Origin of the sequence: Streptomyces sp. NPDC007875 (genome assembly GCF_042868035.1) — a bacterium.
Taxonomy (GTDB): Bacteria; Actinomycetota; Actinomycetes; order Streptomycetales; family Streptomycetaceae; genus Streptomyces; species Streptomyces antimycoticus.
The window spans coordinates 800,520-814,107 of record NZ_JBIADZ010000001.1 but is presented as its reverse complement, the minus strand read 5'-3'; the positions used below and the strand labels follow the sequence as shown (position 1 = coordinate 814,107).

13 protein-coding genes are annotated in these 13,588 nt (G+C 70.4%); 6 read left to right on the top strand and 7 right to left on the bottom strand.

Annotated features, from left to right (window positions below):
• Positions 1–35: 35 nt before the first annotated feature.
• On the bottom strand, positions 36–440 hold the full coding sequence (locus ACFYOY_RS03530) for a cold shock domain-containing protein (protein WP_078643271.1): 405 nt from the start codon (positions 438–440) through the stop codon (positions 36–38).
• Between the two features lie 102 nt (positions 441–542).
• Positions 543–1,013 (bottom strand): DUF192 domain-containing protein, encoded by a 471-nt coding sequence (locus ACFYOY_RS03525; protein ID WP_388584508.1) that lies wholly within the window; start codon positions 1,011–1,013, stop codon positions 543–545.
• A gap of 87 nt (positions 1,014–1,100) precedes the next feature.
• On the opposite strand from ACFYOY_RS03525, the gene ACFYOY_RS03520 reads away from it, so the two are divergent.
• The 5 genes from ACFYOY_RS03520 to ACFYOY_RS03500 all read left to right on the top strand — a co-directional run bounded on the left by ACFYOY_RS03520 (position 1,101) and on the right by ACFYOY_RS03500 (position 7,497).
• A complete protein-coding gene (locus ACFYOY_RS03520) occupies positions 1,101–1,844 on the top strand; it encodes an A24 family peptidase (RefSeq protein WP_351887129.1) in 744 nt (247 codons plus the stop codon).
• A gap of 285 nt (positions 1,845–2,129) precedes the next feature.
• On the top strand, positions 2,130–2,891 hold the full coding sequence (locus tag ACFYOY_RS03515; protein WP_351887132.1) for an isoprenyl transferase: 762 nt from the start codon (positions 2,130–2,132) through the stop codon (positions 2,889–2,891).
• A gap of 395 nt (positions 2,892–3,286) precedes the next feature.
• The gene (locus ACFYOY_RS03510; protein WP_351887134.1) at positions 3,287–4,621 is read left to right on the top strand and encodes a PhoH family protein; all 1,335 of its coding nucleotides are present in this window, start codon (positions 3,287–3,289) and stop codon (positions 4,619–4,621) included.
• A 429-nt stretch (positions 4,622–5,050) separates the two neighbouring features.
• Positions 5,051–5,767 carry a transglycosylase SLT domain-containing protein gene (locus tag ACFYOY_RS03505; protein ID WP_351887136.1) on the top strand — a complete coding sequence of 239 codons (717 nt, stop codon included), beginning with the start codon at positions 5,051–5,053 and terminating at the stop codon, positions 5,765–5,767.
• A gap of 146 nt (positions 5,768–5,913) precedes the next feature.
• Positions 5,914–7,497 (top strand): AI-2E family transporter, encoded by a 1,584-nt coding sequence (locus tag ACFYOY_RS03500; RefSeq protein WP_388584503.1) that lies wholly within the window; start codon positions 5,914–5,916, stop codon positions 7,495–7,497.
• 117 nt (positions 7,498–7,614) lie between these two features.
• Here the strand turns inward: ACFYOY_RS03500 and ACFYOY_RS03495 are convergent, their stop codons facing one another.
• Together ACFYOY_RS03495 and ACFYOY_RS03490 are read right to left on the bottom strand one after the other, a co-directional pair.
• Positions 7,615–8,154 (bottom strand): alkyl hydroperoxide reductase, encoded by a 540-nt coding sequence (locus tag ACFYOY_RS03495; RefSeq protein ID WP_014054603.1) that lies wholly within the window; start codon positions 8,152–8,154, stop codon positions 7,615–7,617.
• An 11-nt stretch (positions 8,155–8,165) separates the two neighbouring features.
• Positions 8,166–8,720, bottom strand: coding sequence for a peroxiredoxin (locus tag ACFYOY_RS03490; RefSeq protein ID WP_093464336.1), 555 nt, complete (start codon positions 8,718–8,720; stop codon positions 8,166–8,168).
• A gap of 139 nt (positions 8,721–8,859) precedes the next feature.
• On the opposite strand from ACFYOY_RS03490, the gene ACFYOY_RS03485 reads away from it, so the two are divergent.
• Positions 8,860–9,825: a hydrogen peroxide-inducible genes activator gene (locus ACFYOY_RS03485; protein ID WP_351887143.1), complete on the top strand. Its 966-nt coding sequence runs from the start codon at positions 8,860–8,862 to the stop codon at positions 9,823–9,825.
• Positions 9,826–9,945: 120 nt separating this feature from the next.
• Here the strand turns inward: ACFYOY_RS03485 and ACFYOY_RS03480 are convergent, their stop codons facing one another.
• Genes ACFYOY_RS03480 through ACFYOY_RS03470 form a run of 3 tightly spaced genes read right to left on the bottom strand, consistent with a single transcriptional unit; the run spans position 9,946 to position 13,561 of the window.
• Positions 9,946–12,357: an FtsX-like permease family protein gene (locus ACFYOY_RS03480; protein WP_388584499.1), complete on the bottom strand. Its 2,412-nt coding sequence runs from the start codon at positions 12,355–12,357 to the stop codon at positions 9,946–9,948.
• Positions 12,354–13,040 (bottom strand): ABC transporter ATP-binding protein, encoded by a 687-nt coding sequence (locus ACFYOY_RS03475; protein ID WP_351887149.1) that lies wholly within the window; start codon positions 13,038–13,040, stop codon positions 12,354–12,356. Before ACFYOY_RS03475 ends, ACFYOY_RS03480 begins: the two co-directional genes overlap by 4 nt.
• The gene (locus ACFYOY_RS03470) at positions 13,037–13,561 is read right to left on the bottom strand and encodes a PadR family transcriptional regulator (RefSeq protein WP_014054635.1); all 525 of its coding nucleotides are present in this window, start codon (positions 13,559–13,561) and stop codon (positions 13,037–13,039) included. The genes ACFYOY_RS03475 and ACFYOY_RS03470 overlap by 4 nt, the downstream gene beginning before the upstream one ends.
• Positions 13,562–13,588 lie beyond the last annotated feature (27 nt).

Genomic DNA, 13,588 nt, shown 5'->3' with positions numbered 1-13,588 from the left:
CGTCAGGCTCCGATACCAGGATTCAGGATCCGCTATCAGGATTCGATCCAGTTGTGCGCCTGGGCGAGCTCGATGACCCGCCTGCGCACCTGCTTGATCTGGTCGGCGGTCAGGCTGCCGCCCATCTCGACCAGCGCCTCGGTGAGCTCCTGCCGGAGCTCGGCGACCGACAGCACATCGCACATGGTGTCGTCGCCGTCCGGCCCGGAGGGCCGTACGACCGGCGCGGCGGCGCGCTCGAGGACGCGGACCTCCGACGCCTTGGGCCCCTTGTCGCCGTACTCGGGAACGAACCGCACCTTGGACCCCGGCTGGAACAGGTGCTTCTCGTCCAGCAGGTCGTTGGCGTGCATGAAGACGTCCTCGCCACCGTCGTCCGGAGCGATGAAGCCGTAGCCGCGGAACTCGTCGAAACGCAGAATCTTGCCCGTGGTCGTCACCGTGCCACCCCTACCCCTACTACCTCTACCTCGATGATCCCGACCGCTACCTCGATGAATCTCGACCGCGATCGAGGGTGTCCCAACCATGACACCGAGAAGTCAGCGTACAGAAGGAGAGAGCGGCGCTGAAGGGTCGGGGGCGATCACGACGCGCACGCCTCGCCGCACGCCCCAGCGCTCCAACGCGCCCGCCTCCGCCTCCAGGACATGGCGGGAGCGCAGCCGGGGGCGCCCGAGCCGGCCGGGGCGCAGGGTGTGGACGTCCACGACGGTGAGCCGCCGGTCCAGATAGGCGACGTCGATGGCGAACCGCATCCGGAAGGTGTGCACCCCGCTCGCCGGGGTGAGGAGAAGCGCCCCGGTCAGGCCGTCCCGGCCGAGCAGACCACGGGCGCGGGCGCGGTAGGAGGCGGCGATGGTGAGCGGAATGCCCGCCGCGCGTCCCGCGCTCAAGCCCTCCGCGCGCCCCGCGCTGCCCTCCGCGCCCTCCCGGTCCTCCTCTGCGCCGTCCGCTCCGTCCGCGCCGCCGACCACGTGCAGCGTCCCCGTACCGTCCCGCCAGTGGCCCACAACCCGGCCCCCCTTCGGCCCTTCCCGCGCCCTTCCGCCCCTCCCGCGCAGTGTTCCACCGGCCGGGCGCTTCCGTAGGCTCGGCCCGTGCAACCGCTGCTGATCGTGCTCGCCGCCGCGTACGGCGCGGCCGCCGGGCTGCTCGTACCGCGTCCGCTCTACCGGCTGGCCGTCGATCCGGAGGAGCCCTGGCGCGGCGCCTGTCCGCGCGGGCACGCGCTCACCGGCCCCGCGCGCGGCTGGCTGGGCCCCGCCCGCTGCGCCGGCTGCCGGGGCGGGGAGCGCGACTACGGGGCGGGCCCGATGCCCGCGGCGCTCACCGCGCTGGTGTGCGCGGGTCTGGCCGCGGCCGTCGGCGCCCGCCCGGAGCTGGCGGTGTGGCTGCTGCTGGTGCCGCTGGGGGTGCTGCTCACCGGCGTGGACCTGGCGGTCAACCGGCTGCCGGACGTCCTCACGCTGCCCATGGCGGGCGGGGCCGCGGTGCTGCTCGGCGCGGCGGCGCTGCTGCCGCACAGCGCCGGGTCGTGGCCGCGCGCGGTGCTGGGCGGCGCGGTGCTGGGCGGGGCGTATCTGGTGCTGTTCCTGATCAGCCCGAGCGGGATGGGGTTCGGCGACGTCAAGCTGGCGCTGACGCTGGGGATCGCCCTGGGCTGGTACGGCTGGGACGTGCTCTTCGTGGGTGCCTTCGCCGGACTGCTGCTGGGCTCCTGCTGCGCCCTGGCCCTGGTGCTGACCCGGCGGGCCGGGCGCCGGACCGCGATGGCGTTCGGCCCTTTCATGATCCTCGGGGCGGGCGCGGGGCTGGTACTGGGGGCGCTCGGGGCCGGATGACACCGGCTCGCGAATTGTCGGCCCCGCCGATGCATGGACATCCCCTCACGAAGCGTTATGGTGGAAACCCCCCCTCGGGCCGGTCCGTACTCCCCCCCCACGGACCGGCCCGCTCTATTTCGGGCATCCGGGGCCCCAGGGGCGGCACGTATCCCGCACGGTCGGCTACGAAGCGTGACGCAGCGCGGTCATTCGGCCGTCCCGGTTAGCCAGCCCCTCCGCCCCGCAGTAGGGTGTCGGCCTTGGGGCGGACCGCCATGGCGAGGCACTGAGGGGCTGGAAGACGTGAAGTTGCGCAACCTGGTGTACGGGCTCTACGCACGCCGGGTGGAAGGCCGCCTCGATCACGCCCAGGTGCCCAAGCACATCGGCGTCATCCTCGACGGCAACCGCCGCTGGGCCCGCGCGGCCGGCGGCACCGCCGAGCAGGGGCACAAGGCGGGCGCCAGCAAGATCCAGGAGCTGCTCGGCTGGTGCAGCGAGACGGACGTCGAGGTCGTGACGCTCTGGCTGCTCTCCACCGACAACCTGGACCGCCCCGAGGATGAGCTGGGCCCGCTCCTGAGCATCATCGAGGGCGCGGTGCGCGATCTGGCCACCGACGGCCGCTGGCGGGTGCACCACGTCGGCAACCGCGATCTGCTGCCCTCCCGGACCCAGACGGTCCTCAAGGAGGCCGAGCGGGACACCGAGCACATCGACGGAATACTGGTCAACGTGGCTGTCGGCTACGGCGGACGGCAGGAGATCGCCGACGCGGTGCGGTCGCTGCTGCTGGACCACGCCACCAAGGGCACCTCCTTCGAGGAGCTCGCCGAGGTCGTCGACATCGACCTCATCTCCGAACACCTGTACACCCGTGGGCAGCCCGATCCCGACCTGGTGATCCGCACCAGCGGTGAGCAGCGGCTCTCCGGCTTCATGCTGTGGCAGAGCGCCCATTCGGAGTACTACTTCTGTGAAGTTTTCTGGCCCGCTTTCCGCAAGGTCGACTTCCTCCGCGCACTGCGCGACTACGCCGCCCGTCATCGCAGGTACGGCAACTAGTTCCGGTCTGTAGCACCGCAGTTCACCGGCCCGGGGCCGGACGCCGCCCGGCGTCCGGCCCCGGGCCGTGTAGCACGCTGGTTTCACAACGTTCATATCCGCGCCGTCATATGCCGTTGCATGCCCCCGCACGTTCGAGGGAATATCCCTTCCAGGTCGATGCCCTGTCCCACCTGTCCAGTTGGGTGTCGAACTGCCAGCGGACGGCATGGGCCGTTCGTCCGGGAGGCCCTTTGCACACGGACGACTGTGCGGATCGTGCGTATGACGCGGAGGGCCGGCGCTCGGCCCTCCCAGTAGGGCCTGAGCCCGGTCCGTTCCCCGTCTACGGCGGGGATACCTCACTCCCGCGACGCCGTCGCACCCCAACCTCTCCCGAGGGGGTACGTCCACCCGTGGTGACCAGCAAGAAACGCCGCGAGCACGACCGGCGCACCTATGTCCTCGACACCAGCGTCCTGCTGGCCGACCCCAATGCCATGGCCCGCTTCGACGAGCACGAAGTCGTGCTGCCGGTCGTGGTGGTCACGGAACTGGAGGCCAAGCGGCATCACCCGGAGCTGGGGTACTTCGCACGGCAGGCACTCCGCCTGCTGGACGAGTACCGCATCCGTTTCGGCCGCCTGGACGCACCGATCCCGATCGGCGATCTGGGCGGGACCCTGCGTGTCGAGCTCAACCATTCCGACCCGGGTGTCCTGCCCGCGGCCTTCCTGAATCACGGCCGTATACCGGACAACGACGCGCGGATCCTCGCGGTCGCCAGAAACCTGCAGGCCGAGGGGTACGACGTCACCGTCGTATCGAAGGACCTGCCACTGCGCATCAAGGCGTCCTCGGTGGGGCTGCTCGCCGAGGAGTACCGCGCGGAGCTGGCGATCACCGACTCCGGCTGGACCGGGATGGCGGAGCTCGCCGTCTCGGCCGAGCAGGTGGACGACCTGTTCGCCGCCGAGACCGCGTATGTCCCCGAGGCGGCCGGACTGCCCGTGCACACCGGTCTGGTGCTGCAGTCCGAGCGTGGCAACGCGCTCGGCCGGGTCACCCCGGACGGCCAGGTGCGGCTGGTGCGTGGTGACCGGGAGGCGTTCGGGATCCACGGGCGCAGCGCGGAGCAGCGCATCGCGCTGGACCTGCTGCTCGACCCGGAGGTCGGCATCATCTCGATGGGCGGCCGGGCCGGTACGGGCAAGTCGGCGCTGGCGCTGTGCGCGGGCCTGGAGGCCGTGCTGGAGCGGCGTCAGCACCGCAAGGTGATGATCTTCCGCCCGCTGTACGCGGTGGGTGGCCAGGAGTTGGGCTATCTGCCCGGCACCGAGGCCGAGAAGATGAGCCCTTGGGCCCAGGCGGTCTTCGACACGCTGTCCGCGGTGACCAGCGCCGAGGTGATCGAGGAGGTCGTGGGGCGCGGGATGCTGGAGGTGATGCCGCTGACGCATATCCGCGGCCGCTCGCTCCATGACGCCTTCGTCATCGTCGACGAGGCCCAGTCCCTCGAGCGGAATGTGCTGCTCACCGTGCTGTCCCGGATCGGCGCCAACTCGCGGGTGGTGCTCACCCACGACGTGGCGCAGCGGGACAACCTCCGCGTCGGGCGGTATGACGGTGTGGTGGCGGTCGTCGAGAAACTGAAGGGGCATCCGCTGTTCGCGCATGTCACCCTGACCCGCTCCGAGCGTTCGCCCATCGCGGCGCTGGTGACCGAAATGCTGGAGGACGGCCACATCTGAGCTGCTTGAGTCGTTTGCGGCCACAGGGCGCCGCGCGGAAAGGCCAATGAGCTTAGCCGCGCGGCGTCTTGGCGCGCGGGGATTTCCAGAAATCCTAGGGCGTAAACGGGATGTGAGCTTTCACACCTGGCGGGGAATTGCCTCGAGGGCTCCGCGTCCGGCAGTGTGTGGGTTCTGTCAGGCCCCGCATACGGCACACCGGTACCCCCAGCGGTACAGAACCACAGCAGCACCAGAATTGAAGAGAGTTCGCCGTATGCCGCCCGAGCACCTCGAGGATCTCCCGCGGGGGATCCCCACCGGGCCCGTGCCTCCCGTGACCAGCCGACCCCACCGTGTACTACCGGGGACGGAACAAGGGGAGGTCAGCGTCAGGGGCACGATTGCGCCCGCGAGGTCACCTAAGCGGGCGAGCTGGAAGGAAACCGAGTGAGCCGGATTTCGGTCCGGGGATTCGCAGTGGCCTCGGCCACCGCGGTCACCACTGTGGGCGCCGTTGTCGGCGTCGCCGCGGGCGGACAGCAGCAGGGCTCGTCCGACCCGATCGAGGCGACAGCCGCCGACTCGACGCTCCTTGCGGACATACCCGCCGGGCAGCAGGCCGTTGCCCAGACCGCATCCCTGACGCAGCAGGCGGACGTTCAGTCCACCGCGGCCGACGCGGAGGCGCGCAAGTCCGCCGAGGAGGCAGCCCGCAAGCAGGCGGCCAAGGACGCGAAGGCCAAGAAGGCCGCCGCGGACAAGGCAGCCGCCGAGAAGCTGGCCAAGGAGCGCGAGGCGAAGGAGAAGAAGGACGACGTCGCGAGCCGTTCGGCCACGCGTGACGCCGGCGACTTCCCCCAGCAGGCTTCGTACACGATCTCCGAGGTCCAGTCGATGGCCCGGCAGATCGTTCCGAGTGGCCAGTTCCAGTGCTTCAGCAACATCGTGGACCACGAGTCCACCTGGAACTACCAGGCCACCAACCCCTCGTCTGGTGCCTACGGTCTGGTACAGGCGCTGCCCGCCTCCAAGATGTCCTCGGCGGGTTCCGACTGGCAGACCAACCCGGCGACCCAGATCAAGTGGGGCGTGAACTACATGAACGAGCGCTACGGCAGCCCGTGTGACGCCTGGGCGTTCTGGCAGGCCAACGGCCACTACTGAGCCGGTCGGACCGGGTCAGCCCGGCAGCGGCGCACGCTCGCACACTTCACGAAACCCCCGGCCCCATGGGTCGGGGGTTTCGTGCATCCCCAGCAGGTAACGTCTCCTTGACGGCCGAGGGGGAACCTGGGGGTAGGAAACGAGAAATGTCCAAATTGCCGCAGTGGGTCGGCAGGCTGGGAACCGGACTGACCCGGCTCGCCCACCGGCTGGAATCCCAACAGGCCGAGATGCGGGGGCGCGAGGGCGACGGCGACGCCGGCCCGAGGCCCCCATCGGGGCCCGAACCATCCGAGGAGCGCCCGCGGGGGGCACGGCCGTCCGGCGGTGCGCCCGGCACCGGAGCGGGCCAGGACCAGGGCGCCGGAGCCGCACGGGGCGGCGCCGAGAGCGCCAAGGGGGCTGAGGGCCGGGAGAGTTCCGCGAGCCCCGAGAGTTCCACCGGCCCGGGAAGTCCGGAGAGTTCCCAGAGTTCCGCGGGCGCCGCGGGGAAGGGCGCGCAGGGCGAGGCCCCCCGGCCGGAGCCGTCCAGCGTGCCCGCCCCGCCCTCCTACGCCCCCGCCGTCTCCGCCAGACCCGATCCGGTGGACGCCGTGCCCTGGGGCGTCCGCGTCGCCGCCGAGGCCGCCTGGCGGCTGCTGGTGCTCGGCGGCACGGTGTGGGTGCTCATGAGGGTCATCAGCTCCGTCCAGCTGGTGGTGCTCTCCTTCACCGTCGCGCTCCTCATCACCGCGCTGCTGGAACCCACCGTGACCCGGCTGCGCCGGCGCGGTGTGCAGCGCGGGCTGGCCACCGCGCTCACCTTCATCGCAGGCTTCGTCGTCATGGGCCTGGTCGTATGGTTCGTGGTCTGGCAGGTCATGGAGAACATCGACGAGGTCTCGGGCGAGGTCCAGGCCGGTATCGACGATCTGCGGCGCTGGCTGCTGCACAGCCCGTTCCATGTGACCGAGAAGCAGATCAACCATGTGGCCAAGAGTCTGCGCGAGGCGGTCGGCGCCAACACCGAGCAGATCACCTCGGCGGGGCTGGAAGGCGTCACGGTCGTCGTCGAGGTGTTGACCGGCATTCTGCTGACGATGTTCTCCACGCTCTTCCTGCTGTACGACGGCCCGAAGATCTGGAACTGGACCCTCAAGCTGGTCCCCGCCCCGGCCCGCGAGGGCGTGGCGGGCGCCGGGCCGCGGGCCTGGGCGACGCTGACCGCCTATGTGCGGGGTACGGTGCTCGTGGCGCTGATCGACGCGATCTTCATCGGCGTGGGTCTGTTCTTCCTCGATGTGCCGATGGCGGTACCGCTCGCCGTCTTCATCTTCCTCTTCGCCTTCATCCCGCTGGTGGGTGCGGTGGTCTCCGGCGCGCTCGCGGTGGTCGTGGCACTGGTCACCCAGGGCGTGTTCACCGGGGCGATGGTGCTGATCGTGGTGCTCGCCGTGCAGCAGATCGAGGGCCATGTGCTGCAGCCCTTCATCCTCGGCCGCGCGGTGCGGGTCCATCCGCTGGCCGTGGTGCTCTCGGTCGCGGCCGGTTCGCTGATCGGCGGCATCGGCGGCGCGGTGGTGGCCGTTCCGCTGGTGGCGGTCGCCAATACGGTGGTCGTCTACTTGCGCAGCTACAGCCAGGAGAACGCGCTGCGCGCCGTCCCGGGCCCACACGGCGCCACCGCCTCCGGCACGGCGCCCACCGACCCGCCAGGTGCCCCGCCGGAGAAGGGCACCGAGCCCCGGTAGATCCGGAACCGGCCCGCGGCCGTTGAACGCCGAAGGGCGCCCCACCGATCGGTGGGGCGCCCTTCTGGTCTCCGCGACCGTTCTGGTCTCCGCGACCGAGCGGTCTCGTGACCGAGGTCAGCCGTTCGCGGCCAGGACGCCCTCGGCGTCCAGGGTGGCGCCGACCGCCTGCAGCACGGAGGCGATCTTGAAGGCTTCCTGGATCGTCTCGCGGTCCACGCCCGCCTTGCGGAGCACCTGCTCATGCGAGTCGAGGCACATTCCGCAGCCGTTGATCGCGGACACGGCCAGCGACCACAGCTCGAAGTCGACCTTCTCCACACCCGGGTTGCCGATGACGTTCATCCGCAGTCCGGCGCGCAGGTTGTTGTACTCCGGGTCGGACAGCAGGTGCCGGGTCCGGTAGTAGACGTTGTTCATCGCCATGATGGCGGCCGCCGACTTGGCGGCGGTGTACGCCTCCGGCGAGAGGTTGGCCTTGGCCTCCGGCTCCAGCTCGGTCAGCACCCGTGCCGAGCGCGAGGCGATCGCGCAGGCCAGCACGGTGCCCCACAGCTGCTGCTGTGGAAGCTCGGAGTTGCCGATCACCGAACCGAGGTTCAGCTTGAGGTCCTTGGCGTAGTCCGGAAGCGCGGACTTCAGCTCATCGAGTGCCATGGGGAATCAGCTCACTCACCGGAGAGGAGGGCCACCGGGTCCAGGGTGTCCTCACCCTTGCTCCAGTTGCAGGGGCACAGCTCGTCGGTCTGCAGGGCATCCAGCACCCGCAGGACCTCCTTGGGGTTACGGCCCACGGAACCGGCCGTCACCATGGTGAACTGGATCTCGTTGTTCTGGTCCACGATGAACACGGCGCGCTGTGCGAAGCCGTCCTCGCCCTCGATGCCCAGGTCGCGCATCAGCTCGTGCTTGGAGTCGGCCAGCATCGGGAACGGCAGGTCGCGCAGGTCCGGGTGGTCCTTGCGCCAGGCGTGGTGGACGAACTCGGAGTCGCCGGAGAAGCCCAGGATCTGGGCGTCACGGTCGGCGAACTCGTCGTTCAGCTTGCCGAAGGCGGCGATCTCCGTCGGGCATACGAAGGTGAAGTCCTTCGGCCACGCGAAGACGATCTTCCACTTGCCCTCGTAGGTCTTGTGGTTGATCTGCTCGAACTCCTTGCCGCTCTCCAGCGACACGCAGGCGGTCAGGTCGTACTCGGGGAACTTGTCACCGACGGTGAGCACGCACACTCCTTGCAGGTTTTGCGTAGGAAAGGCCCGGTCATCCGGGTTTTCCTGGGGTTGGACGGTTCCTACCTTGGCACAGGGTGCATTGATCAGTGAAATAGCTACACTCGGTGGGGTTGATTGGAGGTGGCTATCAGTGGCCGCATCAGCCACACCGCCGGGCAAACCACGGCAGCCCAGCATTTCCCAGCTCAGAGCCTTTGTCGCGGTCGCGGAGCAGCTGCACTTCCGCGATGCCGCGGCCGCCATAGGGATGAGCCAGCCCGCGCTCTCGGGCGCCGTCGCCGCGCTCGAGGAGACACTCGGTGTCCAGCTCCTCGAGCGTACGACGCGCAAGGTGCTGCTCAGTCCGGCGGGGGAGCGGCTGGCCGCCCGGGCACGCACCGTGTTGGAGGCGGTCGGGGAGCTGCTGGAGGAGGCCGAGGCGGCGCGGGCGCCTTTCACCGGAGTGCTGCGGCTCGGGGTGATCCCGACCGTGGCGCCGTATCTGCTGCCGACCGTGCTGCGGCTGGTGCATGAGCGCTATCCCCGGCTCGATCTCCAGGTGTACGAGGAGCAGACCGCCTCGCTGCTGGACGGGCTGGCCCATGGCCGCCTCGATCTGCTGCTGCTCGCGGTGCCGCTCGGCGCCCCCGGAGTGGTCGAAATGCCGCTGTTCGACGAGGACTTCGTCCTGGTCACGCCGCGGGACCACTGGCTGGGCGGACGCGATGACATCCCCCGCGAGGCGCTCAAGGAGCTGGATCTGCTGCTGCTCGACGAGGGCCACTGCCTGCGCGACCAGGCCCTGGACATCTGCCGTGAGGCGGGCCGCACCGAGGGCACCCCGGTGACCACCAGCGCCGCCGGGCTCTCCACCCTGGTGCAGCTGGTCGCGGGCGGTCTCGGGGTGACGCTGCTGCCGCGCACCGCGCTGCGGGTGGAGACCGCCCGCAACGACCACCTGGCCACCGGCGACTTCGCCGATCCGGCGCCCGCCCGCCGGATAGCCCTGGCCATGCGGGCGGGCGCGGCGCGCACGGAGGAGTTCGAGGCGCTCGCGGAGGCGTTGCGGGAGGCGCTGCGGCCACTGCCGGTACGGGTCGCAGGCCGGTCCGCCTGAACATGCCGACGGGGCCGGTCCGCCTGAACCCGCCACCAGGGCCGGTCCGCCTGAACATGCCAGCGGGGGCCGTTCCTGTGGCGGGGAACGGCCCCCGGTGAGGTCGGGCGGTAGGGGTGCCTACTCGGTCCGCAGACCCTCCGGCCGCATCATCCGCCACAGCGGCGGCAGGCTGACCAGGGTCACCAGCAGGATCACACCGCCGCCGATACCGGTCATGGTGCCGAGCCCGGCCCAGTCCACGGCCAGCGGCTGGCCGACCATCTTCAGCAGCAGCACGCCCAGTGCCAGCCCGCCCGCGATCGACAGCGCCAGGCCCAGCACCACCGGGACCGCGGTCTGCCACAGCACCGACCAGCTCAGCGTGGTGCGCCGGGTGCCGAAGGCGACCAGGACGGACAGCAGCCGCTTGCGCTCGCGCAGCTGCTCCAGGGTGGTCACGATCATGCTGGCCCCGATGAGCAGCAGGGTCGCGGTGGCGCCGATGAACAGGGCCTTGCGGATGACCGTGAACTCATCCGACTGCGAGGTGCTGCTGAGCCGCATGACGTCGATCGTCGGGGAGAACACCGCGCTGGTGTTGCGCACGTACTCGGTCGCGTCCGGCACCTTCGGATCCATCCGCATCATGGCCACCGCGTGTGGTTTCGCCAGCTTGGCGACGTCGAAGGCGCCGGGGGTGGCGAAGATACCGGTGCGCTCACTGCCGATCGGGTCCGGCCGGGACTTCACCATCTTGGCCGAGTGGGGAATCGTCCACAGCTTCTTGTGACGCACGTCCGGCATGCTCTCGTCGTCGAAGGCGAGATTGACCTGGGCGCCCGGCTTGACGAACTTGTCCCCGGCCTCGTAGTACTCGGGCGGCGCGTCGACGAGGAAGACATCGCCGTTCTTGCAGCTGGTGATGCGGGCCACCTCGCGCAGCGAGGGGCAGTCGGCGACGGTGAGGGCCTCTTCCGGGACCGACGACGAGTCCTGCTTGCTGTGGCGCAGAGCGGAGACGTAGCCCTCGGTGACACCGAGCATCTCGCGTACGCCCTTGGTCGCGCGGTACCGCTCGAAGGCGTCGCGGGCCTCGGAACCGGTGGACACCGGGACGGTCGCCATCAGCTGGGCGCGGGTCGGGTCCTGACCGGTCGACTGGCTGTCCTGAGCCTCCACGCTGGCGAAGAGCATCTGGAGCGCGAGGGCCCCGGCGACGGCGACCGTGATACCGCTGACCGCGCGCGAAGCGGTGCCGCTGCTGAGCTGGAGCCGGCGGGTGGCGAGCTGCCAGGGCACCGAGCCCCTGCCGCCGAACCGTTCCACCACGGCCTCGACGATCCAGGGCAGCAGCGCGGTGACGCCGACGAGCAGCAGCACGGCGCCGGCCGCGGCCTGGTACGCCTTGACGTCACCGCCCCCGCTGCCCGTCTGGAAGCCTCCCGCGAGCGGCAGCAGCAGGGCCATGCCCAGGAACGGCAGCAGCAGCCGCCACCACAGACGGCGGCGCTTGGGCCTGGCGTTCCGTACGACGCCCAGCGGCTCGATGGCGATACCGCGCAGGGCGAGCAGCGTGACCATGACGGCCGAGGCGGGCACGGCCACCGCGATCGTCAGGGCGAGCGGGGTGGACGGCACGATGTCGGAGGCGAAGAAGCTGATGTCCCAGACCACGACCCCTTCGATGAACTGGCGCACCAGCAGGAACAGTCCGGTGCCCACGGCCAGCCCGAGGAGGGAGCCGAAGAGCGACTCACCCGCGGCGATCCGCCGGGTCATATGGATGTCGGCGCCGACCAGCCGCAGCGCGGCCAGCCGCCGGTCACGCCGCTCACCGCCGAAACGGGCGGCGGTGGCGATGAAGATGAGGACCGGCAGCAGCAGCACCACGCAGCCCACGATGATCAGCAGCAGCAGTGCGGGGTTGAGGGGCTGGGGCTTGCCGGCGTTCTTGGTGCCCCAACGGTCGATGCGATAGTCGCCGCCCGCCTGGTCGAACGCTTTGTGGGTGATCCCCGCGTAGTAGCGCAGGTCGTTCGGGCCGGAGAGTCCGTCGTGGGAGATGGTGCCGATGGTGCGGTAGGGGAAGCGGTCGCGCAGCAGCTTGCCCTCGTCGGAGTCGAGCAGCTTCTTCAGCGCGGGCGAGACCCACATCTGGCCGGGGTCCGGGAGATGGCTGATGCCCGGGGGCTTGGGCGGACTGTCGCCGTCGGGCGCCATCACCAGGCCCTCGATGTCCTGGTCGCGGTAGGTGGTGTTCGCCTGGCCGAGGCGGATGGTGTCGGGGCCGGGCTTGGGGTCCTCCTCGAAGCCGAGCGCGGCGCGCCGGTCGGACCGCTCACCGCGCAGGTCGTACGCGGTGGGGGCGGAGGAGGCCACTAGCAGCAGCACCACTCCCAGACCGACGCCCACCGCGGTCATGATCGTCCTGGCCCAGCTCTCCCGGCCGCCGGTGACCGCGAACCGGGCGCCCATGGCGAGGTCGGCGGCCCAGCGGGCGACGGAGGCGCGGGGGCGGGGCTCCTGCGCCGGGGCGTCCTGGCCGCTCATCGGACCCCTGCCATGTCCCGGGCCTTGCCGTCGCGGACCACGACCTCGCGGTCGGAGTAGGCGGCGACCCGGGCCTCGTGGGTGACCAGTACCACGGCGGTACGGGACTCGCGGGCGGCCTCGGTCAGCAGCTCCATGACCCGCTCGCCGTTGAGCGAGTCCAGCGCGCCGGTCGGCTCGTCGGCGAACAGCACCCGCGGCGCGGTGACCAGCGACCGGGCGACGGCGACCCGCTGCCCCTGGCCGCCGGAGACCTCGCCGGGCCGCTTGTGGGCCACGTCCGCGACCTCCAGCCGCTCCATCCAGGACTCGGCGCGGGCCTCGGCCTCCTTGCGCTTGGTGCCGTTCAGCCGCAGCGGCAGCGCGACGTTCTCCACACAGGTCAACTCGGGGACGAGCTGGCCGAACTGGAAGACGAAGCCGAACTCGCCGCGGCGCAGACCGCTGCGCTCGGAGTCCGACATGGCGGTCAGCTCGCGCCCGTTGTAGTGGACGGAGCCGGAGTCCGGCCGCACGATCCCGGCCAGGCAGTGGAGCAGCGTCGACTTGCCCGAGCCGGAGGGGCCCATGACGGCGACGACCTCGCCGGGGTGGATGGAGAAGTCCGCACCGTCCAGGGCGGGGGTGTGACCGTACGTCTTGTTCAGGGACGTGGCGATCAGCAAGGAGCCTGCCGGGGTCATGAACGCACCGCCTTGGCGAGTTGGCCGAGGCGGGCGGCGGTGAGTTCCAGCCAGCGCAGATCGGCCTCGAGATGGAAGAGGGCGTGGTCGCAGATGAGTTGGTCGCTGAGGTCGCCTTCGCGCTTGCGCTGGGTCAGTTCGCGCATCAGCCGCAGATGTTCGGCGCGTTGGACGTCGAGGAGGTCGGCCGCGTCGCGCCCGGTGAGCAGGGCGATGACGACCTTGGTGTAGAGGACCGACTGGAGATAGGGCTCGGGCTTCTCGGGCTCGGTGAGCCAGTGCTCCACATCGGTGATGCCCGCGTCGGTGATGGCGTAGCGCTTGCGCTCCGGGCCACCGCCGTGCTCGATGCCGTCGACCTCCACCAGGCCGTTCTTCAGCAGCCGGGACATGGTCGAGTAGACCTGCCCGTAGTGCAGCGGGCGGTCGTGTCCGAATCGTTCGTCGAAGGCTCTCTTGAGGTCGTAGCCGTGGCGCGGGCCGCCTTCGAGGAGTCCGAGCAGGGTGTGGCCAATTGACATGCCCAGCACTCTACATCATGCGTATAC